The sequence below is a fragment of the Streptomyces sp. NPDC005303 genome, from assembly GCF_040607335.1.
Classification (GTDB): domain Bacteria; phylum Actinomycetota; class Actinomycetes; order Streptomycetales; family Streptomycetaceae; genus Streptomyces.
Genome location: NZ_JBEXGM010000017.1, coordinates 48092 through 72251, shown reverse-complemented (window position 1 = coordinate 72251; position 24160 = coordinate 48092). Strand labels below are relative to the sequence as shown.

24 protein-coding genes are annotated in these 24160 nt (G+C 70.5%); 11 read left to right on the top strand and 13 right to left on the bottom strand.

Going from position 1 to position 24160, the window contains the following annotated elements:
• Nucleotides 1-54: 54 nt before the first annotated feature.
• Together ABZT93_RS23530 and ABZT93_RS23525 are read left to right on the top strand one after the other, a co-directional pair.
• Complete coding sequence (locus ABZT93_RS23530) at nt 55-1722, top strand: AMP-binding protein (RefSeq protein ID WP_356107568.1); 1668 nt, start codon at nt 55-57, stop codon at nt 1720-1722.
• Nucleotides 1723-1739: 17 nt separating this feature from the next.
• Nucleotides 1740-3326, top strand: coding sequence for an AMP-binding protein (locus ABZT93_RS23525; RefSeq protein WP_356107798.1), 1587 nt, complete (start codon nt 1740-1742; stop codon nt 3324-3326).
• Between the two features lie 92 nt (nt 3327-3418).
• Here ABZT93_RS23525 and ABZT93_RS23520 read toward each other — a convergent pair whose 3' ends face one another.
• On the bottom strand, nt 3419-4099 hold the full coding sequence (locus tag ABZT93_RS23520; RefSeq protein ID WP_356107565.1) for a hypothetical protein: 681 nt from the start codon (nt 4097-4099) through the stop codon (nt 3419-3421).
• A gap of 165 nt (nt 4100-4264) precedes the next feature.
• On the opposite strand from ABZT93_RS23520, the gene gcl reads away from it, so the two are divergent.
• Nucleotides 4265-6049 carry a glyoxylate carboligase gene (gcl, locus tag ABZT93_RS23515; protein WP_356107563.1) on the top strand — a complete coding sequence of 595 codons (1785 nt, stop codon included), beginning with the start codon at nt 4265-4267 and terminating at the stop codon, nt 6047-6049.
• Nucleotides 6050-6294: 245 nt separating this feature from the next.
• On the opposite strand, the gene ABZT93_RS23510 is transcribed toward gcl, so the two are convergent.
• The 3 genes from ABZT93_RS23510 to ABZT93_RS23500 form a co-directional block, all read right to left on the bottom strand.
• Nucleotides 6295-6534, bottom strand: coding sequence for a hypothetical protein (locus ABZT93_RS23510; RefSeq protein ID WP_356107561.1), 240 nt, complete (start codon nt 6532-6534; stop codon nt 6295-6297).
• A gap of 370 nt (nt 6535-6904) precedes the next feature.
• Entirely contained in the window at nt 6905-7795 is an 891-nt protein-coding gene (locus ABZT93_RS23505; RefSeq protein WP_356107558.1) for a 2-hydroxy-3-oxopropionate reductase, read from the bottom strand.
• Nucleotides 7796-7831: 36 nt separating this feature from the next.
• Complete coding sequence (locus tag ABZT93_RS23500; protein WP_356107556.1) at nt 7832-8653, bottom strand: TIM barrel protein; 822 nt, start codon at nt 8651-8653, stop codon at nt 7832-7834.
• A 141-nt stretch (nt 8654-8794) separates the two neighbouring features.
• Here ABZT93_RS23500 and ABZT93_RS23495 point away from each other — a divergent pair, with 141 nt between their 5' ends.
• The 7 genes from ABZT93_RS23495 (at nt 8795) to ABZT93_RS23465 (ending at nt 14357) form a co-directional block, all read left to right on the top strand.
• Complete coding sequence (locus ABZT93_RS23495) at nt 8795-9046, top strand: hypothetical protein (protein WP_356107553.1); 252 nt, start codon at nt 8795-8797, stop codon at nt 9044-9046.
• Between the two features lie 47 nt (nt 9047-9093).
• The gene (locus ABZT93_RS23490; protein WP_355746704.1) at nt 9094-9402 is read left to right on the top strand and encodes a helix-turn-helix domain-containing protein; all 309 of its coding nucleotides are present in this window, start codon (nt 9094-9096) and stop codon (nt 9400-9402) included.
• Between the two features lie 83 nt (nt 9403-9485).
• Entirely contained in the window at nt 9486-9995 is a 510-nt protein-coding gene (uraD, locus tag ABZT93_RS23485) for a 2-oxo-4-hydroxy-4-carboxy-5-ureidoimidazoline decarboxylase (protein WP_356107550.1), read from the top strand.
• Nucleotides 9996-10000: 5 nt separating this feature from the next.
• The gene (gene uraH / locus ABZT93_RS23480) at nt 10001-10390 is read left to right on the top strand and encodes a hydroxyisourate hydrolase (RefSeq protein WP_356107547.1); all 390 of its coding nucleotides are present in this window, start codon (nt 10001-10003) and stop codon (nt 10388-10390) included.
• Between the two features lie 4 nt (nt 10391-10394).
• On the top strand, nt 10395-11288 hold the full coding sequence (pucL, locus tag ABZT93_RS23475) for a factor-independent urate hydroxylase (RefSeq protein WP_356107544.1): 894 nt from the start codon (nt 10395-10397) through the stop codon (nt 11286-11288).
• 116 nt (nt 11289-11404) lie between these two features.
• Entirely contained in the window at nt 11405-12784 is a 1380-nt protein-coding gene (locus tag ABZT93_RS23470) for an 8-oxoguanine deaminase (protein ID WP_356107541.1), read from the top strand.
• Between the two features lie 208 nt (nt 12785-12992).
• Nucleotides 12993-14357 (top strand): nucleobase:cation symporter-2 family protein, encoded by a 1365-nt coding sequence (locus tag ABZT93_RS23465; RefSeq protein ID WP_356107538.1) that lies wholly within the window; start codon nt 12993-12995, stop codon nt 14355-14357.
• Here the strand turns inward: ABZT93_RS23465 and ABZT93_RS23460 are convergent.
• The 7 genes from ABZT93_RS23460 to ABZT93_RS23430 all read right to left on the bottom strand — a co-directional run bounded on the left by ABZT93_RS23460 (nt 14342) and on the right by ABZT93_RS23430 (nt 21318).
• Nucleotides 14342-15151: a chitosanase gene (locus ABZT93_RS23460; RefSeq protein ID WP_356107535.1), complete on the bottom strand. Its 810-nt coding sequence runs from the start codon at nt 15149-15151 to the stop codon at nt 14342-14344. The two genes, ABZT93_RS23465 and ABZT93_RS23460, sit on opposite strands and share 16 nt — an antisense overlap.
• Nucleotides 15152-15421: 270 nt before the next feature.
• Nucleotides 15422-15838: an acyl-CoA thioesterase gene (locus ABZT93_RS23455; protein WP_356107532.1), complete on the bottom strand. Its 417-nt coding sequence runs from the start codon at nt 15836-15838 to the stop codon at nt 15422-15424.
• Nucleotides 15839-15893: 55 nt separating this feature from the next.
• Entirely contained in the window at nt 15894-16517 is a 624-nt protein-coding gene (locus tag ABZT93_RS23450; protein ID WP_356107529.1) for a hypothetical protein, read from the bottom strand.
• 70 nt (nt 16518-16587) lie between these two features.
• Nucleotides 16588-17187 (bottom strand): histidine phosphatase family protein, encoded by a 600-nt coding sequence (locus ABZT93_RS23445; protein ID WP_356107526.1) that lies wholly within the window; start codon nt 17185-17187, stop codon nt 16588-16590.
• Nucleotides 17188-17298: 111 nt separating this feature from the next.
• Nucleotides 17299-17694 (bottom strand): hypothetical protein, encoded by a 396-nt coding sequence (locus tag ABZT93_RS23440; protein WP_356107523.1) that lies wholly within the window; start codon nt 17692-17694, stop codon nt 17299-17301.
• Between the two features lie 9 nt (nt 17695-17703).
• Nucleotides 17704-20007 (bottom strand): hypothetical protein, encoded by a 2304-nt coding sequence (locus tag ABZT93_RS23435; RefSeq protein WP_356107520.1) that lies wholly within the window; start codon nt 20005-20007, stop codon nt 17704-17706.
• A gap of 102 nt (nt 20008-20109) precedes the next feature.
• A complete protein-coding gene (locus ABZT93_RS23430) occupies nt 20110-21318 on the bottom strand; it encodes a pyridoxal phosphate-dependent aminotransferase (RefSeq protein WP_356107518.1) in 1209 nt (402 codons plus the stop codon).
• Between the two features lie 87 nt (nt 21319-21405).
• Between ABZT93_RS23430 and ABZT93_RS23425 the strand changes: the two genes are divergently transcribed.
• Nucleotides 21406-22032 carry a winged helix-turn-helix transcriptional regulator gene (locus tag ABZT93_RS23425; protein WP_356107515.1) on the top strand — a complete coding sequence of 209 codons (627 nt, stop codon included), beginning with the start codon at nt 21406-21408 and terminating at the stop codon, nt 22030-22032.
• 44 nt (nt 22033-22076) lie between these two features.
• On the opposite strand, the gene ABZT93_RS23420 is transcribed toward ABZT93_RS23425, so the two are convergent.
• A complete protein-coding gene (locus ABZT93_RS23420) occupies nt 22077-22889 on the bottom strand; it encodes a hypothetical protein (RefSeq protein WP_356107513.1) in 813 nt (270 codons plus the stop codon).
• Nucleotides 22889-24154, bottom strand: a complete 1266-nt coding sequence (locus ABZT93_RS23415; protein ID WP_356107510.1) for a VWA domain-containing protein — start codon at nt 24152-24154, stop codon at nt 22889-22891. The genes ABZT93_RS23420 and ABZT93_RS23415 overlap by 1 nt, the downstream gene beginning before the upstream one ends.
• Nucleotides 24155-24160: the final 6 nt, after the last annotated feature.

Sequence of the window (24160 nt, the reverse complement as noted above, 5' to 3'; positions counted from 1 at the left end):
TTACACGATGGCAGAGAGCCGCCCGGCAATGGTCCGGTACGAGGAGGACGCAAGATGACGGCTACGGAGGACTTCCGCGGGGCGCGGGACTTCCTGCTCCAGCACCGCGAGGACTACGCCACGGCGTACGAGGGCTTCACCTGGCCCCGCCCGCGGCACTTCAACTGGGCGCTCGACTGGTTCGACGTCATCGCACAGGGCAACGACCGCACCGCCCTGCACATCGTCGAGGAGGACGGCAGCGAGGTCCGGCTGTCCTTCGCCGAGATGGCCGAACGGTCCAACCGGGTCGCGAACCTGCTGCGCGAACGCGGAGTGGAGGCCGAGGACCGCATCCTCGTCATGCTGGGCAACCAGGCCGAGCTGTGGGAGACGGCCCTCGCCGCCATGAAGCTGCGGGCCGTCGTCATCCCGGCGACCCCGCTGCTCGGCCCCGCCGACCTGCGCGACCGCGTCGAGCGCGGCCGGGTGCGGCACGTCCTGGTGCGGGCCGAGGACGCCGCCAAGTTCGACGAGGTGCCCGGCGACTACACGCGCATCGCGGTCGGCGGCGTACCGGAGGGCTGGCAGCCGTACGAGGACGCCTACACCGCCTCCGAGGAGTTCCTGCCCGACGGTCCGACCCTCGCCGACGACCCGCTGATGCTCTACTTCACCTCCGGGACGACGGCCCGCCCCAAGCTCGTCGAGCACACGCACACCTCGTACCCGATCGGGCACCTGGCGACCATGTACTGGATCGGCCTCAAGCCCGGCGACGTGCATCTCAACATCTCCTCGCCCGGCTGGGCCAAGCACGCCTGGTCCAACCTGTTCGCGCCGTGGAACGCGGAGGCGACCGTCTTCATCCACAACTACACGCGCTTCGACGCGGGCCGGCTGATGTCCGAGATGGACCGGGCCGGGGTCACGACCTTCTGCGCCCCGCCGACCGTGTGGCGCATGCTCATCCAGGCCGACCTGACCCAGCTGCGCCGGAAGCCGCGCGAGGTGGTGGCGGCGGGCGAGCCCCTGAACCCCGAGGTCATCGAGCAGGTCCGGCGGGCCTGGGGCATCGCCATCCGGGACGGCTTCGGCCAGACCGAGACGGCCGTCCAGGTCTCCAACAGCCCCGGGCAGGTCCTGAAGACCGGTTCCATGGGCCGCCCGAGCCCCGGTTACAAGGTGGAGCTGCTCGATCCGGTGTCCGGCGCGCCCGGCGCGGCCGAGGGCGAGATCGCACTGGACCTGTCGGCCCGGCCGGTCGGCCTGATGACCGGCTACCACGGCGACCCGGACCGTACGGCGGAGGCGATGGCGGGCGGTTACTACCGCACGGGAGACGTCGCCGCACGGGACGCGGAGGGCTACCTGACCTACATCGGCCGCAGCGACGACGTCTTCAAGGCCTCCGACTACAAGATCAGCCCCTTCGAGCTGGAGAGCGCGCTCCTCGAACACGAGGCGGTGGCCGAGGCGGCCGTCGTGCCCGCACCGGACGAGCTGCGGCTCGCGGTCCCGAAGGCGTACGTCGTGCTGGCGGAGGGCTGGGAGCCCGGCCCCGACACGGCCAAGGTGCTGTTCGAGCACTCACGGGAGGCATTGGCACCGTACAAGCGGATCCGGCGGCTGGAGTTCGCGGAGCTGCCCAAGACGGTGTCGGGGAAGATCCGGCGGATCGAGCTGCGTGAGGCGACCGCGGCGGGGTCGGACGCGGAGTACCGCGAGGAGGACTTCCGGTGAACGCGTACACGCGCCAAGTGAACTCGTACACGCACGGGGTGAGCACGACAGGGCTGCTCGGCGACACCGTCGGGGCCGACCTGGACCGGGCCGTGGCCGCCTGGCCGGAGCGCGAGGCGCTCGTCGACGTGCCGTCAGGACGGCGTTGGACATACGCGCAATTCGGCACCGAGGTCGACGAGTTGGCGTCCGCGCTGCTCGCGTCCGGAGTCGTCAAGGGCGACCGGGTGGGGATCTGGGCGGTCAACTGCCCGGAGTGGGTGCTCGTCCAGTACGCCACCGCCCGCATCGGCGCGATCATGGTGAACATCAATCCGGCCTACCGCACCCACGAGGTCGAGTACGTCCTCAACCAGGCGGGGATCTCCCTCCTCTTCGCCTCGCTCAGCCACAAGGGCAGTGACTACCGCGCGATGGTCGGCGAAGTGCGGGGCAGGTGCCGGGAGTTGCGAGAGGTCGTGTACATCGGCGACCCGAGCTGGGGGGAGTTGCTGGGACGGGCGGTGCCGGACGCGGTGTACCCGGAGCTGTCCTGCGACGACCCGATCAACATCCAGTACACCTCGGGCACCACGGGCTTCCCCAAGGGGGCGACCCTCTCCCACCACAACATCCTCAACAACGGCTACTTCGTGGGGGAGTTGATCTCCTACACCGAGCAGGACCGGGTCTGCATCCCGGTGCCCTTCTACCACTGCTTCGGCATGGTGATGGGCAACCTGGCGGCGACCTCGCACGGCGCCTGCATGGTCATCCCGGCCCCTTCCTTCGACCCGGCGGCCACGCTGCGCGCGGTCCAGCAGGAGCGCTGCACCTCGCTCTACGGCGTCCCGACCATGTTCATCGCGGAGTTGAACCTCCCCGACTTCGCGACGTACGACCTCTCCACCCTGCGCACCGGCATCATGGCGGGCTCGCCCTGCCCGGTGGAGGTGATGAAGCGGGTGGTCGCCGAGATGCACATGGCGGAGGTGTCCATCTGCTACGGCATGACGGAGACGTCCCCGGTGTCCCTGCAGACCCGCCGCGACGACGACCTGGAACACCGAACCGGCACGGTCGGCCGCGTCCTGCCGCACATCGAGGTCAAGGTCGTCGACCCGGCGACCGGGGTCACCCAACCCCGCGGCACGGCAGGGGAGTTGTGTACCCGTGGCTACAGCGTGATGCTCGGTTACTGGAACGAGCCCGAGAAGACGGCGGAGGCCGTCGACCCCGGTCGCTGGATGCACACGGGCGACCTGGCCATGATGCGCGAGGACGGGTACGTCGAGATCGTCGGCCGCATCAAGGACATGATCATCCGGGGTGGCGAGAACATCTACCCGCGCGAGATCGAGGAGTTCCTCTACGGCCACTCGAAGATCGCGGACGTCCAGGTGGTCGGGGTCCCTCATGAGCGCTACGGCGAGGAGGTGCTGGCCTGCGTCATCCCGCGTGACCCGGCGGACCCGCCCACGCTCGAGGAACTGCGCGGCTTCTGCGAGGGGCGGTTGGCGCACTACAAGATCCCGAGCCGGCTGCGGATCCTGGAGTCCTTCCCCATGACGGTGTCCGGGAAGGTGCGGAAGATCGAGTTGAGGGAGACGTACGCGGAGGGCTGACGGCTCAGGGGTGGCGGCCGGGGGCGAGGACCAGGGGGTCCGTGACGGCGGTCCCGGCCTCATCCGTCTCGGCCTCCCCCACCGCCGCAGGGCTACCCACCGTCCAGTTCGTCCGCCAGGCTGTTGACCGGCTGCGGCGTGCCCGTCAGGTCCAGGACGAACAGGGGGACGCCGAGGGCGTCGGCGCTGGTGCGGGCCTCGGTGGTGTAGCCGGCCAGTGAGAAGTACACACAGTGCGCGGACTCCGTCATGGCCGTCAGCCACAGGCACTCCACATCCCGCGGCGAGGCCTGCCGCACGGTCGGGTCCACCTGGGCCAGCAGCCCGCGGGCCGCGAGACCGATGCCGGACGGCGGCCGCTGGTCCGCGCGGCGGATGTCCTGGTAGCCGAGCCAGCGCAGATACAGCGCGGTGGCGGTGACCGCGTCACGCGCGGTGCGGATCGTGATCGGCTGGAAGGCGCGGCGCGGGGGAGCGGGGGCGTCCGCCTCCGGTTCCGCCCGCGGGCAGTGGTCACCGGCCACCGGAATCCGCAGGACCGTCCCGCAGTCGCAGCCCAACTCCGGCTGCGGCCACTCGGCCTCACGGCCGCAGACCGCGCATTCCACCGTGACCCACGTCTCGTCCCACACCTGGTGGGTGACGGTCATGGGGGCGCCGCGCCGGTCCAGCGGCGGGTACACGGGGGCGCCGCACTCGCACGGGTACGACGGCGCCGCGAAGAGGTGCTCGCGCCGGCAGACCGGACAGCGCACCGACACGCTTTCGGACATGGCCACATCGTCCTCCAGTACGCGCCCGGTTGTCCGCCTCTTGACGGTGTTCACCGGCGCACCTACATTACTTCCAGATAGTAGAAAACTTATTCCGTATTGCGGAAGTGCTTACCGCGGGGCGCGACGGGAGTACGCATCCGACAGTCGAAGCAGGAGTACTCGATGGCTCGAATGACCGCTGCCCGCGCGGCAGTTGAGATCCTCAAGCGCGAACGTGTCACGGACGCGTTCGGTGTCCCCGGCGCGGCGATCAACCCCTTCTACGCGGCGCTCAAGGCCTCCGGGGGCATCCACCACACCCTCGCCCGTCATGTCGAGGGCGCGTCCCACATGGCCGAGGGCTACACCCGCACACAGGCGGGCAATATCGGTGTCTGCATCGGCACCTCAGGACCCGCCGGCACCGACATGATCACCGGCCTGTACTCCGCGACCGGCGACTCGATCCCGATCCTGTGCATCACCGGCCAGGCCCCGACCGCCGTGATCCACAAGGAGGACTTCCAGGCCGTCGACATCGCCTCCATCGCGGGGCCGGTGACGAAGATGGCGGTCACCGTACTGGAGGCGGCCCAGGTCCCCGGCGTCTTCCAGCAGGCTTTCCACCTGATGCGCTCGGGGCGCCCGGGTCCGGTGCTGATCGACCTGCCGATCGACGTCCAGCTGACCGAGATCGAGTTCGACCCGGACACGTACCAGCCGCTCCCGGTCTACAAGCCGGTCGCGAGCCGCGCACAGATCGAGAAGGCGATCAGCCTCCTCAACGAGTCCGAGCGCCCGCTGATCGTCGCCGGTGGCGGTGTCATCAACGCCGATGCCGCCGGACTCCTCGTCGAGTTCGCCGAGTTGACCGGCATCCCGGTCGTCCCGACCCTCATGGGCTGGGGCGTCCTGCCCGACGACCACGAGCTGAACGCCGGCATGGTCGGCCTGCAGACCTCGCACCGCTACGGCAACGCCACCTTCCTGGAGTCCGACTTCGTCCTCGGCATCGGCAACCGCTGGGCCAACCGCCACACCGGCAAGCTGGACGTCTACACGGCCGGCCGCAAGTTCGTCCACGTCGACGTCGAGCCCACCCAGATCGGCAGGATCTTCGCGCCGGACTACGGCATCGCCTCCGACGCCAAAGCGGCCCTGGAGCTTTTCGTCGAGGTGGCACGGGAGTTGAAGGCGGCGGACCGACTCCCCGACCGCTCGGCGTGGGCCGCCTCGGCACAGGAGAAGAAGGCGACGCTTCAGCGCCGTACCCACTTCGACGACATCCCCATCAAGCCGCAGCGGGTCTACGAGGAGATGAACAAGGCCTTCGGCCCGGAGACCCGGTACGTCTCCACGATCGGCCTCTCCCAGATCGCCGGCGCCCAGATGCTGCACGTCTTCAGGCCGCGTCACTGGATCAACTGCGGCCAGGCGGGCCCCCTCGGCTGGACGATCCCGGCCGCGCTGGGCGTCGCCCAGGCCGACCCGGAGGCACAGGTGGTCGCCCTCTCCGGCGACTACGACTTCCAGTTCATGATCGAGGAGTTGGCCGTCGGGGCCCAGCACCGGGTCCCGTACATTCACGTCCTGGTGAACAACTCGTACCTGGGCCTGATCCGCCAGGCCCAGCGCGCCTTCGACATCGACTTCCAGGTCAACCTGGAGTTCGAGAACATCAACTCCCCGGAGCTGGGCGTCTACGGCGTCGACCACGTCAAGGTCGCCGAGGGCCTCGGCTGCAAGGCGATCAGGGTGACCGACCCGGCGGAGTTGGGCGCGGCCCTGGAGCAGGCGAAGAAGCTCGCCGCCGAGTTCCGGGTCCCGGTCGTCGTCGAGGCCATCCTGGAGCGCGTCACCAACATCTCGATGTCGACCACGAACGACATCGGCAACGTGGTCGAGTTCGAGGAGATCGCGACGGAACGGGCCCACGCCCCGACGTCGATCAGGCCGCTGAAGGTCTGACTCCCCGCCCCGCGTCCACCTCGGCACACAGCTGAAGGGCGGTCCCACCGTCAAGGTCGGACCGCCCTTTCCCGTGCCCGGCTCCCCCGAAGCCGTCCCCCGTAGCGGGGCCCGCCGCCCCCGTGCCGACGGGCCTCGTCTGATGAGAATGCGCCCGGAAAGGGTCCGGCAGAAGCCCCTGAATCATGTTCAGAGGTTGATTTGAGGATTCCGTAGTCGGCCTACGACCGCTGCCGTACGCCCGCTCACCGCTCGTGGTGCTCGGACATTCCCGGCCAGTCGTCGGGACCGCCGCCCTGCCACTCCACGATGTCGTCGTCCTCGACCTCGATCCGGTCCAGGTCGGCGAGCCGGAGCAACTCCACGACGTCGTCCAGGTGCGAGGCGACGCCGAGGTTCTCGTCGTCCGCGGTGACCCGCCGCGACCCGTCCAGGGCCGGAGCGTGCACCACCACATGCGGATACTGCGCTGGATGTGCTGCCATGACTTCAGCGTGCTGCGGCCGGCCGGAATCCGCACCCCGGTGACCGTACCCGGCGCATGGCGGAGCGCCGGATACGGGACCGTCCGTATCCGGCGCTCTGTGGTGATCGGCTGTGCCGGGACCGCGGCGGCCGCGACGGAACCGGGGCGCGCTCCTTCCCTCAGGTCGAAGAAGGAGGGCCCGGGACCTTCACCACCGCACTGGCTCGCAGGCCGCCGCGGTCCTCCCCTGACCGCACCCGGCACCGGGCGACCACCCCTCATCCGGGTCGCCGGGCGCGTGGGGCGCGGTCAGGGAGGGTTTCCGGTCCGCGGCGGCGCCTGGGCGCGACAGGACAGATGTCAGCGCCGCCGCGGACCGGAAGTCGGGATCAGACCTGGGCGCCGGACAGCCGCTCCACGGCCCGCAGCAGCGCCGAGTGGTCCAGGCCGCCGTCGCCCTGCGTACGCAGACTGGCGACCAGCTGGGCGACCACGGCGCCGACGGGCAGGGCCGCGCCGACGTTGCGGGCGGCGTCGGTGACGATGCCCATGTCCTTGTGGTGCAGGTCGATACGGAAGCCCGGCTTGAAGTCGCGCTGAAGGAAGTTGTCCTTCTTGCGGGTCAGTACGGTCGAGCCGGCGAGGCCGCCGCCCAGGACGTCCAGCGCGGCCTTCAGGTTCACGCCCGACTTCTCCAGGAAGACCACGGCCTCGGCGCACGCCTGGATGTTCACGGCGACGATCAGCTGGTTCGCGGCCTTCACGGTCTGGCCCGAGCCGTGCGGACCGCACAGCACGATGGTCCTGCCGAGGGCCTCGAAGATCGGCTCGGCCTCGTCGAAGTCGGCCTGTTCGCCGCCGACCATGATGGACAGCACGGCCTCGATCGCACCGGCCTCACCGCCGGACACGGGCGCGTCGAGCACGCGGACGCCCCTGTCCCTCGCCGCCTTCGCCAGGTCGATCGAGGTCTGCGGGGTGATCGAGGACATGTCGATCAGCAGGGCGCCGGAGCGGGCGTTCTCCAGGATGCCGTCGGGGCCGTACGCGATGGCCTCCACCTGCGGAGAGGCGGGCACCATGGTGATGATCACATCGGCGTCCCGCACTGCCTCGGCGATCGAACCTGCCGCGGTGCCACCCGCGGCGGCCAGCCGGTCCAGCTTGTCCTGTTCGAGGGTGAAGCCCGTGACGTCGTAACCCGCCTTGACCAGGTTCTCGGACATGGGGGAGCCCATGATGCCGAGGCCTATCCAGGCGATCTTGGGGAGATTGCTCATGATGGGGTGCCTCTCAGTGCCTCTCAGGAATGGGGGTCAGCGGGACAGCCAGTCGAAGGCCTCGGCGCTCGGGCGGTCGCCCGGCTTGTACTCCAGGCCCACCCAGCCGTCGTAGCCCGCCTTCTTCAGCTGGTCGAGGAGGTCTTCCAGGGGCAGCGATCCGGTACCGGGCGCGCCGCGGCCGGGGTTGTCGGCGATCTGGACGTGCCCGGTCTTCGGGGCGAACTCCTCGATCACCGCCGGAAGGTCCTCGCCGTTCATGGACAGGTGGTAGAGGTCCATCAGGAAGCGCGCGTTGTCCAGGCCGGTCGCCTGGTTCACCTTGTCGACGATCCCGACCGCCGCGGGTGCGCTCACCAGCGGATACCGCGGTGACTCCGGCTTGTTGAGGGCCTCGATCAGGAGGATCGCGCCGATCCGGTCGGCCGCGCGGGCCGCGAGGACCAGGTTCCGCAGCGCGAGCGCGTCCTGCTCGGTCGGGTCCACACCGTCGACGCGGTTGCCGTACAGGGCGTTGAGTGCCTTGGCGCCCAGTGACCCGGCGAAGTCGGCGGCCACGTCGATGTTGGCGCGGAACCGCTCCGACTCCTCGCCCGGGACGGACAGGGCGCCGCGGTCGGGGCCCGGCAGCCGGCCGGCGTAGAAGTTCAGGCCCGTCAGCTGGACGCCCGCGTCCTCGATCGCCTTCTTCAGAGCGTCGAGCTCGGACTGCCCGGGCGTGGGGGTGTCGATCCAGGGCCACCACAGCTCGACCGCGGTGAATCCGGCCGCGGCGGCCGCCGCGGGGCGCTCCAGGAGCGGGAGTTCCGTGAAGAGGATCGACAGGTTGACGTTGAAGCGCTGCTCCGTGAATCCCATGGGGTCCTGGCGCTCCCTTCCGAGGGTCGACTGTTTCCGTAATGCGGAAGTTAGTTTCTGCGTATTGGAAGATTGCCGTCGGGGCGAAGGCGTTGTCAAGAGGGCCCGACGGAAAACGGCACCGCGGGTTAGGTTGTGCGCGTGCGATTGAGAGTGGAGTTCACGACCGAACCCTTCGACCTCGACGAGGCCCCGGAGCACGCGCTCGTGGCCCGCGAGGTCATCGAGGCGGCCGATCTGGACGCGGTGGACGTCGGCCCGTTCGGCAACACGGCGGAAGGTGGCGCCGACGAGGTGCTCGCCGCCGTGGACGCCCTGCTGCGCAGGACCCTGGCCTCCGGTGCCACCCGTATCTCCCTCCAGGTGAACGTGGTCGGGGAGGCCGGCGCGTGAGCACCGACGAGCCGTTCATCGCGGCGGTCAAGCCACTGGTCGACGCCATGGGCGGCGAGCTGCTCCCGCCGGACGAGGCCGGCCCCGAGGACGTCGTGCTCTGCTGGGAGGGTGTCGACGTGGTCGCCGTACGGCTGCCGCAGCTCGCGGACTCGCTCGATCACATCCTGGCCGCCATGGAGCGCAAGCAGGGCAAGCCGCTCGCCGACCTGGACCGCAAGGCCAAGCAGGAGGTCGTACGCATATTGGAGGCGCGCGGCGCCTTCTCTGTACGGCACGGCGTGGAGACCGTGGCGAGCGCCCTCGGGGTCAGCCGCTTCACGGTCTACAACTATCTGAACCGGGACAAAGCGTAGGCAGTGGGCCCGGCGGGTTTCGTAACCCCGAATTTTCAACAAAGTGTTGACGTGATGTCGCGTCGGGGCGTTAGCTGACTCCCGTGACCTCGACTTCCACGCCCCCCGGCCTGGCCCGGTTCAACGTCCTGGAGGAGCACGCGGCCCACGCGGTCCTCCTCGAGGCGTGCGCCTCGACGGCGTGGGCTCGGCGTCTGCTCGCCGCCCGCCCCTACGTGACCGCGGAGGACCTCTACGCCACCAGCGACGTCGCCATGGCCGAGCTGACCGCCGACGACCTCGCCGAGGCCATGGCCGGCCACCCGCCGATCGGCCGCCCCAGGCCCGGCGACCCGACCTCCGCCCGCGAGCAGCGCGGCATGGCCGGTGCCTCCGACGAGCTCAAGGCGGAGATGCTGGAACTGAACCTGGCGTACCAGGAGAGGTTCGGCCATGTCTTCCTGATCTGCGCGACCGGTCGCACCGGCGAGCAGATGCGCGACGCGGTCAAGGAGCGGATCGGCAACGCGCCGGAGCGGGAACGCGAGATCGTCCGCACCGAGCTGGGCAAGATCAACCGTATCCGGCTCGCCCGCATCGTCGAAGAGGACTGAGCGACATGAGCACCAGCACCGCCGCATCCGTGTCCACGCACATTCTGGACACCAGCATCGGCCGCCCCGCCGAGGGCGTCGCCGTCCAGCTCGCGGCCCGCAGCGGCCGGGACGCCGAATGGCAGGCGCTCGGCGGCTCCGCGACCGACGCGGACGGGCGGTGCAAGGACCTGCCGGCGCTGCCGGAGGGGACCACCCACGTACGGCTCGACTTCGAGGTCGAACCGTACTTCTTGAAGAAGCAAGCCGATGCGCAGCAGGACGCCCCCGCGAATCGGGACAGCGGTCCGTTCTTCCCGGAGGTGGCGATCACCTTCGCCGTCGAGCCCGGCGAGCACTACCACGTACCGCTGCTGCTCAACCCGTTCGGCTACTCCGTTTACCGAGGGAGCTAGCTACATGCCCATCCTGGGACAGAACCAGTACGGCAAGGCCGAGAACCGAGTCGTGAAGATCACGCGGGACGGCGCCACCCACCACATCAAGGACCTCAACGTCTCGGTGTCCCTGAGCGGCGACATGGACGAGGTCCACTACTCCGGCTCCAACGCCAACGTGCTGCCGACCGACACCACCAAGAACACGGTGTTCGCGTTCGCCAAGGAGCACGGCATCGAGTCCGCCGAGCAGTTCGGCATCCACCTCGCCCGGCACTTCGTGACCTCGCAGGAGCCGATCAGGACCGCGCGGATCCGCATCGAGGAGTACGCCTGGGAGCGGATCGACGCGGCCGGCGAGGAGGAGCACTCCTTCGTCCGGCAGGGCCAGGAGACCCGCCTGACCCAGATCACGTACGACGGCTCCTCCTGGGAGGTCGTCTCCGGGCTCAAGGACCTGACCGTCATGAACTCGACCAACTCCGAGTTCTGGGGCTACGTCAAGGACAAGTACACGACCCTGCCCGAGGCGTACGACCGCATCCTGGCCACCGAGGTCTCCGCCCGCTGGCGCTTCAACTGGTCCGACGACCAGCAGCAGGCGCCGGACTGGGAGAACTCCTACGAGCAGGTGAAGAAGCACCTGCTCCAGGCCTTCGCCGAGACCTACTCGCTCTCGCTCCAGCAGACCCTGTACCAGATGGGTTCAAGGATCATCGAGAACCGCGGCGAGATCGACGAGGTCCGTTTCTCACTGCCCAACAAGCATCATTTCCTGGTGGACCTGGAGCCGTTCGGCCTGAAGAACGACAACGAGGTGTACCTCGCCGCCGACCGGCCCTACGGCCTGATCGAGGCGACCGTCCTGCGGGACGGCGTCGAGCCGAGGATCCCGGTGGACCTCACGAACCTCTAGCAACTCCGTCGCGGCACCCGCGGCCGGGCAAGGGCTCCGGAAGGGCCCTCCGGCCGCGGCACTCAAACTCCCGGGGTCCTGCCGTGCCCTCTCCACCACAGCGCAAAGGACGAACCATGGCAGCAGACCGGCGCATCGTCATCGAGAACTGTTCGATCGCGACCGTGGACGCGCACGACACCGAGCACCCGAGCGGACACGTCGTCATCGCGGGCAACCGCATCGAGTCTCTCGGCGCGGGCAGGGCCCCCGAGGGCCTGGAGAACGTCGACCGCCGTATCGACGCCACCGGCCACCTGGTGACCCCCGGCCTGGTCAACACCCACCACCACTACTACCAGTGGATCACCCGGGGCCTGGCCACCGACCACAACCTCTTCAACTGGCTCGTCGCCCTCTACCCGACGTGGGCACGCATCGACGAGCAGATGGTCTACGCGGCCGCCCAGGGCTCGCTCGCGATGATGGCCCGCGGCGGCGTCACCACCGCCATGGACCACCACTACGTCTTCCCCGCCGGTTCCGGCGACCTGTCCGGCGCGATCATCCGCGCCGCCCGCGAGACGGGCGTCCGCTTCACCCTCGCCCGCGGCTCCATGGACCGCAGCGAGAAGGACGGCGGCCTGCCCCCGGACTTCGCGGTGGAGACCCTGGACGGCGCCCTCGCCGCGACCGAGGCGACCGTCAAGGAACACCACGACTCGTCCTTCGGCGCGATGACCCAGGTCGCCGTCGCGCCCTGCTCGCCGTTCTCCGTCTCCACCGAACTCCTGCGCGAGGGCGCCGAGTTGGCCCGCCGCCTTGGTGTGCGACTGCACACCCACGGCTCGGAGACCGTCGAGGAGGAGCAGTTCTGCAAGGAACTGTTCGGCATGGGCCCCACCGACTACTTCGAGTCCACCGGCTGGCTCGGCGAGGACGTGTGGATGGCGCACTGCGTCCACATGAACGACTCGGACATCGCCGCCTTCGCCCGTACGAAGACGGGCGTGGCCCACTGTCCCTCGTCCAACGCCCGTCTGGCCGCGGGTATCGCGCGGGTCCCCGACATGCTCGCGGCCGGCGTCCCGGTCGGCCTCGGCGTCGACGGCACCGCGTCCAACGAGTCCGGCGAACTCCACACCGAACTGCGCAACGCCCTGCTCATCAACCGCCTGGGAGCGCACAGGGAAGCCGCCCTGAACGCCCGCCAGGCCCTGCGCCTCGGCACGTACGGCGGTGCCCAGGTCCTGGGCCGTTCCGCCGAGACCGGCTCCCTGGAGGCGGGCAAGCTCGCCGACCTGGTGCTGTGGAAGCTCGACACCCTCGCGCACGCCTCGATCGCCGACCCGGTGACCGCGCTGGTCTTCGGCGCGGCGGCACCCGTCACGGCCTCGTTCGTGAACGGCCGTCAGATCGTCGAGCACGGACGCCTGTTGCACGTCGACGAGGACGCGATCGCGCGCTCGACGCGGGAGCAGGCGCAGCGCCTGGCGCGCATCGCCGCGCAGGGCTGACCACTTCACAAGAACTCCGGTCGGGAGGGACGGCTCCCGGCCGGTAGCCCTGGACCCCGGTCTCGGGCTCCACGGCGGCCGTGCCCGGGGCGCGTGTTGGACGCACGCGCCCCGGAACGGTCCCCGTCCCGGTCCCGCACGACCACTCGCACCACCTCCATGAAACCCACGTCAGTGCCGACGTGTAACCGCCCGGAGGCGAGCCGCAGTGTCAGTCCACCCCGTCGACGAAAAGCTCCCCGCTCTCAAGATGGCGACCACCGGCCTCCAGCACGTGGCCGCCATGTACGCCGGAGTCGTCGCCCCACCCCTGATCGTCGGCGCGGCCATCGGCCTCTCCGCCACCGACCTCACCTTCCTCACCGGTGCCTGTCTGTTCACCGCGGGCCTCGCCACCTTCCTGCAGACCCTCGGCATCTGGAGGATCGGCGCCCGGCTGCCCTTCGTCAACGGCGTCACCTTCGCCGGCGTCGCCCCCATGACCGCGGTCGTCGCCTCCACGGACGACAAGTCCGACGCCTTGCCGGTCATCTTCGGCGCGGTGATCGTCGCCGGACTCCTCGGCTTCCTCGCCGCCCCCTTCTTCAGCAAGGCGATCCGCTTCTTCCCGCCGGTCGTCACCGGGACCGTCATCACCCTGATCGGCGTCTCCCTCCTGCCGGTCGCCTTCGGCTGGGCGCAGGGCCCCGACCCCGCCGCGCGGGACTACGGTTCGACGACCAGCCTGGGCCTGGCCGCGGCGACGCTGGGGATCGTGCTTCTCCTGCGCCGATTCACGCGCGGCTTCGTCAAGCAGATCGCCGTGCTGCTCGGCCTGGTGACCGGCACGCTCCTCGCGATCCCCTTCGGCGCGACGGACTTCGGACCCGTCACCGACGCGGCGATCGTCGGCTTCCCGACCCCTTTCCACTTCGGCGCCCCGCAGTTCCAGCTCGCCGCGATCCTCTCGCTGTGCGTGGTGATGGTGGTCTCCATGACCGAATCGACGGCGGACATGCTGGCGTTGGGCGAGATAGTCGAGCGCCCGGCCGACGAGCGGACCATCGCCGCGGGCCTGCGCGCCGACACCCTCGGCTCGGCGATCAGCCCCTTCTTCAACGGCTTCATGTGCAGCGCCTTCGCCCAGAACATCGGGCTCGTGGCGATGACGAGGATCCGCAGCCGGTACGTCGTCGCGACCGGCGGCGCCTTCCTGGTGCTGATGGGCCTGTGCCCCATGGCCGCCTCGCTCATCGCCGTCGTACCGCGCCCGGTGCTCGGCGGAGCCGGAGTGGTCCTGTTCGGATCGGTGGCCGCCAGCGGCATCCAGACCCTGGTCAAGGCGGGCCTGGACAAGGACAACAACGTCCTGATCGTCGCGGTGTCCCTGGCCGTCGGCATCATCCCGATCACCGCGCCGGACTTCTACCGTGCCTTCCCCGAGACCGCGAAGATCGTCCTGGACTCGGGGATCTCGACAGGCTGCGTCGCCGCGGTGGCGCTGAACCTGGTCTTCAACCACCTCGGCCGGGGCGGCGACGCGCAGGACGTCACCCACCCCATGGAGGCCGTCCCCGCTCAGCAGATCTCGTAACTGTCCCCGTACACCTTCCATTCGAGCGGGGTGTCCAGGTCGAGATTGCCCCGCTCCAGGAAGACCCGCTGGGCCGTCTCGACCCGGCTCACATCACTGTGCGCCGCCTCCTGCTTCATCGCCCACACCCGGGCGTCCAGGAAGGCGTGAAGGTAAGCGACCTCGCCGCCGCCGTCCGCCGGGGTGTCCACGTCCTTGCGGGCACGGCCACGGATGCCGCCGAAGCTCAGGGCATCGGTGCCGGGGCCGTGCATGACCATCGCGTCGTAGTAGACGAACTGCCCGAGCGTGCCCAGGCCGTCCTTCTTGGCGCGCGCGACCGCGGGATCGAAGTAGCCGCGGTCCCGCTCGTCGCGCTGCGCCTGGCGGAATCCGCAGGTCTTCGCCGCCTCCCGCCAGGCCGCGGGGAAGTCCGGGTCGAGGCCGGCATGCGAGTCGGTGCCGTCCACCGCGCGCAGGGCAGGCAGGTACGGGGCCAGGGGATTGTCGGGGACCCGTTCCGTGTAGAGCTCGACCAGCGCCAGCATGTCGCTCGTACCGGAGCAGAAACCGATGATGCCGGCGGTGTAGCCGCGGCCGTCCCCGATGTCCTCGATGTACGTGTACTGCGCCTCCCAGTCCAGCGAGGAGTTCTCCGCGCTGGACACCAGCCGCATGGCGAGGTCCTTCTTGACCGGATCGTCGAGCCCGACCGGGTCCGCGGCCTCGGCGGACGGCCCCCGGAAGCTCAGCACTCCGGCTCCGAGAACGGCGAGCAGGGTACGGCGGGCGGCTGTTCTGGACAGGAAGGCCACGTCACCTCCAGGTCGGCACAGCGGGGAGCTGGACGCTGTCCGGTGAAGCAGGAGTGCGGTGGGACGGCGGCCGGTTCGGCGGGGCTGGTCACGTGTCCACCGTAAGTGGGGCCGGGGAGTTCGGGCGCGCGAAACGTGGGCCGTGTGGGTCGCGCAGTTCCCGGCACGCCTGAGCCGGTGCAGTCACGTCGACCGCGATCGAGCCCCGAAGGGGCGCGGGAACCGCGCGACCGGCCTACGACGCCGAGCGGGAACCGGAACCGGCCCGAGTCACAGCAGGTCCGGGTTCTTGGCCAGGCCCTTGAGCACGTCGCCCGCGTTCGCGACCAGGCGCCGCTCCTTGAGGTCCAGCAGCCCGCCGACCGCGGTGATCTCGGCGGCCACCGTGCCGTCCTTCTTGCGGATCGTCTGTCGTATTCGGAACGTCTTGCCCTCGCCCCACTCGAATCCGCAGGTCACCTCCACCTCGTCGCCCGCCAGCAGCTCGCGCAGGTAGCGGATGGTGGTCTCCAGCGCCACCGGGCCCACCCCGCTGGCGATGAGCTCGGCCTGGGTGATCCCGGCGGCATCGAGCAGCGACCAGCGGGCGTGCTCCGCGTAGTTGAGGTACACGCTCTGGTTGAGATGGCCCTGCACGTCCGTCTCGTACCCGCGGACGGTCACCGGCACGGAAAACGGCTCACTCACGTCAATCCCCTCTCACGCCACGGCAGTTGCTGGACCCGATCCTGACATGTGCCCCCTACACCCGGCGCGGTGAGGCCAGCAGGTACCGGGCCCTGGTCCTCGGCTGCGTGTACTCACCGACCTGCCAGCCGGCTCCCTCCAGGGTGATCGCGCAGGCCCCCAGCGTCTCGCCGTCCGGCGCGTGCACGGCCACGGCCTCGGGCTGCGGGGTCGCGCGCACCCGGTAGCCGGGCGAGCCCCCCGCTTCGGGCCGGTGTCCGGCCGCCTCCAGTGCCAGCGCGGCCGCCTGCACCAGATGGGCGCGCTCCCAGCCGCAGGGCCGGTCCGTGGCCCCGTCGGGGTTGGTCATCCGGCGCAGCTCCAACAGCCCCTGCCAGGCGCTGTGCACCTCACGCACCCGGGCCGGACCGGCGTCCGCGGCTTCCTGGGTACCGCCGATGTGCGCCGCGAACACACCGGTGGGCGGGTCGGCGGCCTGCTCGGGCTTCTCCTCGACCGTCTCCCGTACGCGGTGCCCGACCGGTGTCAGGAAGTGATCGTGCGGCGGCCGCGGATGCCGGAAGGCCAGCCCGCGCTTCACCAGCGCGTCCAGCTGGGCCTCCGTGCCCCTCAGCCGCCCGGTGACGGGATCGGCGGCGTCGATGACACGCCGCTGCGCGGCGGTGGGCGGTCGCGTCACGGCGTGCTCCTTCCACGGAAGGGGCCCCTACGACGACCGTACGGATCACCGACCCCATCCGCTTCGAAGGCTACGACGAGGGTCTGACATTCCACCCGGCGATCACCGGCCGCCCGTGCTCGGTCCCCAGCCGGCACAGCGTCCCCGTCGCCAGCTGGAACAAGGCCCCCGCCGACGCGGGCAGCCCGAGCCGGCGGGCGGTGAGCACTCGCAGGAAATGGCCGTGCGCCACCAGCACCACGCACCCCTCGGTGTTCGCGTGCGCCGCGTCCACCTTGGCCAGCACGCGGTCGGCCCGTTCGCCGACCTGCTCCGGGCTCTCCCCGGGGTGGTCGGACGGGCCGGGTGCCACGCCGTCCGTGAACAGGAACCAGCCCGGACGCTCCCGCTGGATGTCGACGGTGGTGACGCCCTCGTAGCCGCCGTAGTCCCACTCGCGCAGATCGACGTCGACCCGCAGGTCGTGCAGCCCGATGAGTTCCGCGGTCTCCCGGGCCCGCTGGAGGGGGCTGACGAAGGCGGCGCCGATGCGGTGGGAGCGGATCAGCGGAACCAGGCGGCGCGCCTCCTCCCGGCCTCGCTCGGTCAGCGGTACGTCCGTCCAGCCGGTGTGCCGCCCGGACCGCGACCACTCGGTCTCACCGTGCCGGACCAGAAAGAGATCACCCATGCGCGCAGCCTTCCCGCTCGCCTCCCAGCACCGTGCCACACGGCTCCCGGGCCCCGCAGAACGGACTGGGCCGGACGGTCGCCTCCTGGACCCGCGGACCCGCAGGACCGCTCAGAGCCCGGGCAGGCCCTGGACCGACTGCGCCAGCTGCCCCACCGCGACCACGAGCGGTGTCACCGGCTGCACGAACTCGTTGAGGCGGTCGAGGGCCCGTCGCAGGACCGTCGGCTGCGGCTCGGCCTCGTCGAGTTCCTCGCGCAGGCGGCGCAGCTCCCTGCCGGTCGCGTCGGGATCGGCGAGGGCCGCCCGGTGCTCCTCCAGCAACCGCTCGACGTGGGCGAGGAGTTCGGCCGTACGCTCGGCGTCCTGCGGCTGGAAGGAGACCGACCCGGAGAAGGCCTGGGCGCGGTGTCCCACGGCCTGGTTGCCGACGTAGTGGGTGCCACCGCTGATCATGAGGCCGTTGTTGACGGGAGGGTCCTGGCGACCGTCGTCGTTGCCCGTCATGAGGACCTCCTACTTGCCGGGGCCGGAACCGGCGACGGGCGCCGCCGCGCCGGACTGCTGCGGGACGTGCTGGGTGGCGGTCGCGCCCGTGCCGATCGCCTGGTTGCCGATGATGCTCATGCCGCCCTGCTGGATGAGGCCCTGGTTGAGAATGGTCTGCTGCTGGGCGCGGAAGTCGGCGATGTCGTAGCCGCGCGCGTCGAGGAACTCGCGGATCGCGGCGAGGGTGTGGCGTTCCACCAGCGACGTGATCCGCGCGGCGTCCACGACCTGGAAGTAGTTCTGGTAGTTCGGGCTCACCGCCAGCTCCCGGACGCTGAGGCGGGCGCCGAAGTCGTAGACCGGGTCCTGCTCCAGGGCCTTCAGCTCGTCGGCCATGCGTCTGCTGTGCCGTTCCTCGAAGCGGGACTGGCGCAGCGCCCGGAACGGGGCGGCGAAGAAGGCCCTGGCGGTGCCGGGGACGGCGTCCAGCAGCAGCCCACGCCGTGCGGCGGGGGAGAGGGGCCCGCGCAGCCCGTCCACGACGTGGAAGTCGGCTCTCACCGGGCCGAGCACATGGTTGCTGCAGTGCAGATGGAGCGTTCTGCCCTCGGTCGAGAAGTGCAGGAACACCGTCGGCACCACGTCCCCGCCCCACAGTGGCACGTGGATCGCCAGACAGTGCCGGACGGCACCGGTAGGACGCTCCATGATCCGCTCGACCTGGTCGGCCGACAGCCGGGCGACCGGGGCGAGGCTCGTGGCCCTGATGAACCGCTCGTCGTCGCCGACGGCCGTACCGACGGCGAAGACCCGGTCCTCCACGACGAGGGAGCCGAGGGGCGCCTCACCGTCCACCGCCGCGTCGGCCACGCCACGCGTGGCGGTCGCCCGCAACCGCGCGCGTGCGTGGTCGACGAGTTCGGTCACGGTGAACGGCTGCGGCCCGGCGGCCCGCGCCCTTCGGGCAGGATCCTCGGCGGGCAGCAGCGGCACGGCGATCGACCACTGCGAGGCGGCCGGCGCATAGCCGAGGAAGGGCGTGTACCCGCTGTACACCGTGACGTTCCCGTCCTGCGCCTCCCGGATGGCCGCCAGCCGCTCGGCCATCCACTTGCGTGGCGGCACGGTCGGGCGCGGCTGCCGGCGGAACGCCTCGCGGGTCATGGTCGTGCGCAGCAGCCGGTCGACGGCGAGCTCATGGCGTACGACCGTCACGTACGCGAGCGCCACCGCAGTGACGGACACCAGGGCGGCCGGCACCCCGGCCAGGTAGGAGCCCAGCAGCCAGCTCACGAACGTGGGGGCGGGCAGCGACGAGAGGGCGACGCCGAAGGAGAACGCGAAGAGCACCGCGATGCCCGCCGCGACAGCCGTGCCCATCAGCACCCTGCCCCCGGGCTGGTGCCGGCCGCGGGTGGCCAGGCTGGGCCGGCCGCCCGCCTGCCGGGTGATCGACAGGAACAGGGAGACGAACAGCAGCCACAGCGGCGCGAACACCGCCACGAGGGCGAACGCGCCGGTCAGCCGCTGGTCCCGGCGGTGCCGCAGCTCCTGTGCCGTCAGACAGTGCCCTACGACCGCCACCAGGTCGACGTCGGGCGAGGGGGCCACCGCGCCGGCTTCGTCGGCCAGGACCTCCTCCACCACGCGGTCGGCGAATCCTTCGTCCACGTAGGCGGCGGCGCACAGGTACCGGGTGACGTCACCCGGCGCGTTCCCGACCGGCATGTGGACCGGCGCGGTGGTCATGGCGATCCCTCCCTCTCTCCAGCGGCGCAACGGCGCCGTCACGGCGCCCTTGACTGTTCTCGGCTGACCGACGGTCAGGAGTGCGAGCAGGGTGCCGACCGCGAGGCCGAAGAGGAGGGCGCCGCGCAGCAGTTCCTTCACCAGGATGTCGGCCGGTGGGAGCGGCACGTCGTCGGCGAACGCCTTGTGCATGCCCCACCAGGCCAGGTTGGCCAGCGCCGACGCCAGCACCCCCGCGAAGAGGCAGCGGAGCGGGCCCGACGCCCCGCCGGCCCACAGCCGCCTGGCGAGGAACACGAGCGCCACGAGCAGGAACAGGACGGCGAGATCGTTGACGACCAGCGAGGACGTGCCGCCGTACCGGTCGGCGGACACCTCCCAGCGGGGCAGGAACGCGGCCTCCACGAGCCAGCGCAGGATCTTGTTGTCGGACAGCTCTATGTAGAACTTCTCGGTGTAGTAGTCCGAGAGCGGCCGCTGCACCCACGGGCTGCCCGCGAGGACCACGAGCAGGGTGAGCAGTGTGAGACGGCCGCGTAAGCCCGAGGGCGTGCCGGAAGCACGCCGACGTGACAAGAACATCTGGGGTTCCCCCATCCCCGATCCCCCCGGCCCCCGGGATCAGCGGCCGCACTCCATGGCATCCCCGCTCTCACCGACCGTGAATCCCATCCACACCACCAGCTACTGCCGGTACCCGCTCAGGAACCGCCCGATCCGCCCGATGGCCGCCTCCAGGTCCTGTGCGTGAGGCAGCGTCAGGATGCGGAAGTGGTCCGGGGTCGGCCAGTTGAAACCGGTGCCCTGGACGACCTGGATCTTCTCCCGCAGCAGCAGGTCCAGGACGAACTTCTCGTCGTCGTGGATCTTGTGGACCTTGGGGTCGAGCCGCGGGAAGGCGTACAGCGAGCCTTTCGGCTTCACACACGACACCCCGGGGATCTCGTTGAGCTTCTCCCAGGCCACGGTGCGCTGTTCGTACAGCCGGCCGCCTGGCGCGGTCAGTTCGTGGATGGACTGGCGGCCGCCGAGCGCGGCCTGGATGGCGTACTGCGCGGGCGCGTTGGCGCACAGCCGCATGGAGGCCAGCATGGTCAGACCCTCCAGGTAGTTCCTGGCGTGCTGCTTGGGCCCGGTGATCACCAGCCAGCCGGAGCGGAAGCCCGCCACCCGGTACGTCTTCGACAGGCCGCAGAAGGTCAGGACGACCAGGTCGGGGGCGAGCGCGGCGACCGAGTGGTGCACGGCGTCGTCGTACAGGATCTGGTCGTAGATCTCGTCGGCGAAGACCATCAGGCCGTGCCGGCGGGCGAGGTCGAGGATGCCCTCGATGATCTCCTTCGGGTAGACCGCGCCGGTGGGGTTGTTCGGGTTGATGATGACGACGGCCTTGGTGCGGTCGGTGATCTTCGAGGCCATGTCGTCCAGGTCCGGGTACCAGTCGGCCTGTTCGTCGCAGAGGTAGTGCACCGCCTTGCCGCCCGCGAGGGTCGTGACCGCCGTCCAGAGGGGGAAGTCGGGGGCGGGGATGAGGATCTCGTCGCCGTCCTCGACCAGCGCCTGTACGGCCATCGAGATCAGCTCGGAGATGCCGTTGCCGAGGTAGACGTCGTCGACGTCGACCTCCAGGCCCAGGGTCTGGTAGCGCCCCGCCACGGCCCGGCGGGCGGAGAGGACGCCCCGGGAGTCCGTGTAGCCGTGCGCCTGCGGGAGCATCCGGATCATGTCCTGGAGGATCTCCTCCGGCGCCTCGAAGCCGAACAGCGCGGGGTTGCCGGTGTTGAGGCGCAGCACGCTGTGGCCGGCCTCCTCCAGTGCGTCGGCGTGCTCGATCACCGGGCCGCGGATCTCGTAACAGACCTCGCTGAGCTTGCTCGACTGCCGGAACTCCATGCGCTGCTGCCTCTCCGGATACCTGTGTTGCTTGGTTTTACCAAGTAGGAGCTTGGAAAGTCCAACAACTTGTCTAGACTGCGTCGCATGTCACCTCGCCGAAGCTACGACCAGTACTGTTCCACGGCCCGCGCTCTCGATGCCGTGGGCGACCGCTGGACCCTGCTGATCGTCCGGGAACTGCTGGCCGGTCCGCGCCGCTACACGGACCTGCACGCCGACCTGCCCGGCGTGAGCACCGACGTACTCGCCTCACGGCTGAAGGACATGGAGCGCGACAACCTGACCACCCGGCGTCGGCTGCCCCCGCCCGGCGCGGCCTACGTGTACGAACTCACCGCGCGCGGACGCGAGTTGCTGCCCGTACTCCAGGCTCTCGGCGCCTGGGGCGGGCCCGAACTCGGCGAACGACGGCCCACCGACGCCGTACGCGCGCACTGGTTCGCGCTGCCGCTCCTGCGCTCGCTGGAGGGGGAGGGGCTCGTCGAAGTGCGGCTGGAGGAGGGGGACTTCCATGTGTACGTCGGCGCGCAGGAGGGTCCCGCGTACGGCGACGGGCCGGCCCCCGGGGAGCCCGACGCCCGGCTCGTCCTGGACGTCGAGACCTGCGGGGCCCTGAGCCGCGGGGAGTTGAGCCTGCCGGACGCGGTGCGGGGCGGGCGGGTCGAGGTGACCGGGGACGGCACGATCGCCAAGGCGCTGCGGGAGGCGTGAGAAAGGCCCGCCGTACCTGAGTACGGCGGGCCTCGGACGGAGCGTCAGGCGCTCGGCGGCACCCGGTGCGGACGTCCCGCCCCGCGCGTCAGCGCATACCCGCCGACCCCCGCCAGTGCGGCGAGCGCACCGCCGATCGCGGTCCACACCCACCGGTCGGACCACCAGCCGGAGGACCAGCCGTCCTCGGGTTCGATGGCGGACAGGACGGCGGAGGAGTCCTCGGAACCGCCGTCCTCCGCCTGGGGCTTCGCCGCGATGCCCGGCACCAGCGGCTCGGCCAGCGAACCGTCCACCGCGGCCGAACCGCCGATGTCCTTGGAGTCGACCCGGACCTCGGTGCTCACCGGCAGACCCAGGTCGGCCGTGGTGAGACCGACGGCCGTCAGCCGGACGTAGTACGTGCCCGGCAGCGGGTCGTTGGCCCAGGTCTCCGACCAGGCGCGGACCGTGCGCAGCGTGCAGGCCAGCTCCACCGAGGAGGTGCCCTCGGCGGCGGTGCGGGTCTGGGCGCCGTACTGGCACGACTGGCGGCGGCGCAGGCCGTCGTACACGTCGATCTGCCAGGTCTGCGCGGCATGGCTCTCGGGCAGCTTCACCGTGGACTTCACGGTGGGCCGCTGGCCGGCGTCCGCGGGGAACGACCAGTACAGGTAGTCGCCCGTGGAGCCGCTCGCCGTGGCGGTCTGTCCCTGCTCGACCTCGGTCGCCGTACGGAAGGACGTGCCCGCCTGGGTGGGCACGTCATCGTCCGCCGACGCCGAATCCGTGGGCGTCGGCGAGGAGTCGGCCACGGCCGGTGCGACGGCCAGCCCGAGCATCAGCAGGGAAACGCTCAACGCGCGTGTGATCCGCATCAGTTGGTCCTCCAGACCGCGACCCGCCAGCGTGACAGCCAGCCCCACAGCAGACCGGCGACGAAGCCGGCGAGGATCAGCGTGCCGAGCAGCCACCAGCCGCGCCCGAGGCCGAAGGAGGCCACGTCGCTCGCCTTCGACGGCCCGTCCACGACGTCGACCGTCAGCTCGAGAGGCAGACCCGGGGTGGTCTTCACCCCGGAGGCCGCCGAGAAGGAGTTGGTGACCTGGAGACACACGGTCTCGGCCGGGGCGTCCTCGTCGTCGCTCGCCGCCTTCGGATACCTGAGCCCCGTCGACAGCACGTCCGTACGGCCGTTGCCCGCGCCCTCGCCACGCACGATCTCGCGCCCGTGCACGGTGACCGCCCGCAGCAGCACCCCGTACGAGGGGTTCACGGCCCGGTCGGCTCCCACACTCACCGAGGCCCGCAGCTCCTGGCCCGGGTCGACGTCCACCCGGTACCAGCGCTGCTGGGTGAACTCCTCGCGGTCGGTGTACAGCCCGGACTTCAGCGTGGGTGCCGTGGCGCAGGAGCCGGCCCCCTCGGTGGCCACCGGCGTCACCACCGGGTCGGCCGCGCGGTCCACCAACTGGTTGACCTTGTCTGTCAGTTCGTCGGCGTGTTCGACGGAGGTGTAGGTGCCGCCGGTCGCCTCCGCGATGCAGCTCAGCTGCTGCCGCATCTTGGTGTTGGGGACCAGGCCGAGCGTGTCGATGGTCAGCCCGATGCCCTTGGCGGCGATCTCGCGGGCCACCTCGCACGGGTCGAGCGGGGCGCAGGTGTCCTCGCCGTCGCTGATCAGCACGATCCGCTTGGAGGAGGCGCTGTCGGTGAAGTCGCCGGCGGACTTCAGCAGTGCGGGACCTATCGGTGTCCAGCCGGTGGGCGAGAGGGTCGCCACCTGCGTCTTGGCCTCCGTGCGGTCGAGGGTGCTGACCGGGTAGAGCTGCGCGGTGTCCTTGCAGCCCGTCTTCTGGTTGTCGCCCGGGTAGTTGGCGCCGAGGGTCCGGATGCCCAGCTGGACCTCCTCGGGCGTCGCGTCCAGCACCTCGTTGAAGGCCCGCTTCGCCGCCGCCATCCGGGTGCCGCCGTCGATGTCCGCCGTCCGCATCGAGCCGCTCACGTCGAGGACGAGATCGACCTGGGGCGCGGTGCCGCCCGTGGGTTCACCGGCTGCCGCCGCGACCGGGAAGGCGATCCCGGCCGTCAGGGCGGCGAGCAGGGCGCACACTCCTGCCGCCAGCCGTTTTCTTGTGATCATCGCCGG

Coding starts and splice junctions, on each gene's coding strand:
- ABZT93_RS23530 (WP_356107568.1), top strand. CDS start 55: ATGACGGCTACGGAGGACTTCCGCGGGGCGCGGGACTTCCTGCTCCAG.
- ABZT93_RS23520 (WP_356107565.1), bottom strand. CDS start 4,099: ATGTCCGAAAGCGTGTCGGTGCGCTGTCCGGTCTGCCGGCGCGAGCAC.
- gcl (WP_356107563.1), top strand. CDS start 4,265: ATGGCTCGAATGACCGCTGCCCGCGCGGCAGTTGAGATCCTCAAGCGC.
- ABZT93_RS23510 (WP_356107561.1), bottom strand. CDS start 6,534: ATGGCAGCACATCCAGCGCAGTATCCGCATGTGGTGGTGCACGCTCCG.
- ABZT93_RS23505 (WP_356107558.1), bottom strand. CDS start 7,795: ATGAGCAATCTCCCCAAGATCGCCTGGATAGGCCTCGGCATCATGGGC.
- ABZT93_RS23500 (WP_356107556.1), bottom strand. CDS start 8,653: ATGGGATTCACGGAGCAGCGCTTCAACGTCAACCTGTCGATCCTCTTC.
- ABZT93_RS23490 (WP_355746704.1), top strand. CDS start 9,094: ATGGGCGGCGAGCTGCTCCCGCCGGACGAGGCCGGCCCCGAGGACGTC.
- uraH (WP_356107547.1), top strand. CDS start 10,001: ATGAGCACCAGCACCGCCGCATCCGTGTCCACGCACATTCTGGACACC.
- pucL (WP_356107544.1), top strand. CDS start 10,395: ATGCCCATCCTGGGACAGAACCAGTACGGCAAGGCCGAGAACCGAGTC.
- ABZT93_RS23470 (WP_356107541.1), top strand. CDS start 11,405: ATGGCAGCAGACCGGCGCATCGTCATCGAGAACTGTTCGATCGCGACC.
- ABZT93_RS23445 (WP_356107526.1), bottom strand. CDS start 17,187: ATGGGTGATCTCTTTCTGGTCCGGCACGGTGAGACCGAGTGGTCGCGG.
- ABZT93_RS23440 (WP_356107523.1), bottom strand. CDS start 17,694: ATGACGGGCAACGACGACGGTCGCCAGGACCCTCCCGTCAACAACGGC.
- ABZT93_RS23435 (WP_356107520.1), bottom strand. CDS start 20,007: ATGTTCTTGTCACGTCGGCGTGCTTCCGGCACGCCCTCGGGCTTACGC.
- ABZT93_RS23430 (WP_356107518.1), bottom strand. CDS start 21,318: ATGGAGTTCCGGCAGTCGAGCAAGCTCAGCGAGGTCTGTTACGAGATC.
- ABZT93_RS23425 (WP_356107515.1), top strand. CDS start 21,406: ATGTCACCTCGCCGAAGCTACGACCAGTACTGTTCCACGGCCCGCGCT.
- ABZT93_RS23420 (WP_356107513.1), bottom strand. CDS start 22,889: ATGCGGATCACACGCGCGTTGAGCGTTTCCCTGCTGATGCTCGGGCTG.
- ABZT93_RS23415 (WP_356107510.1), bottom strand. CDS start 24,154: ATGATCACAAGAAAACGGCTGGCGGCAGGAGTGTGCGCCCTGCTCGCC.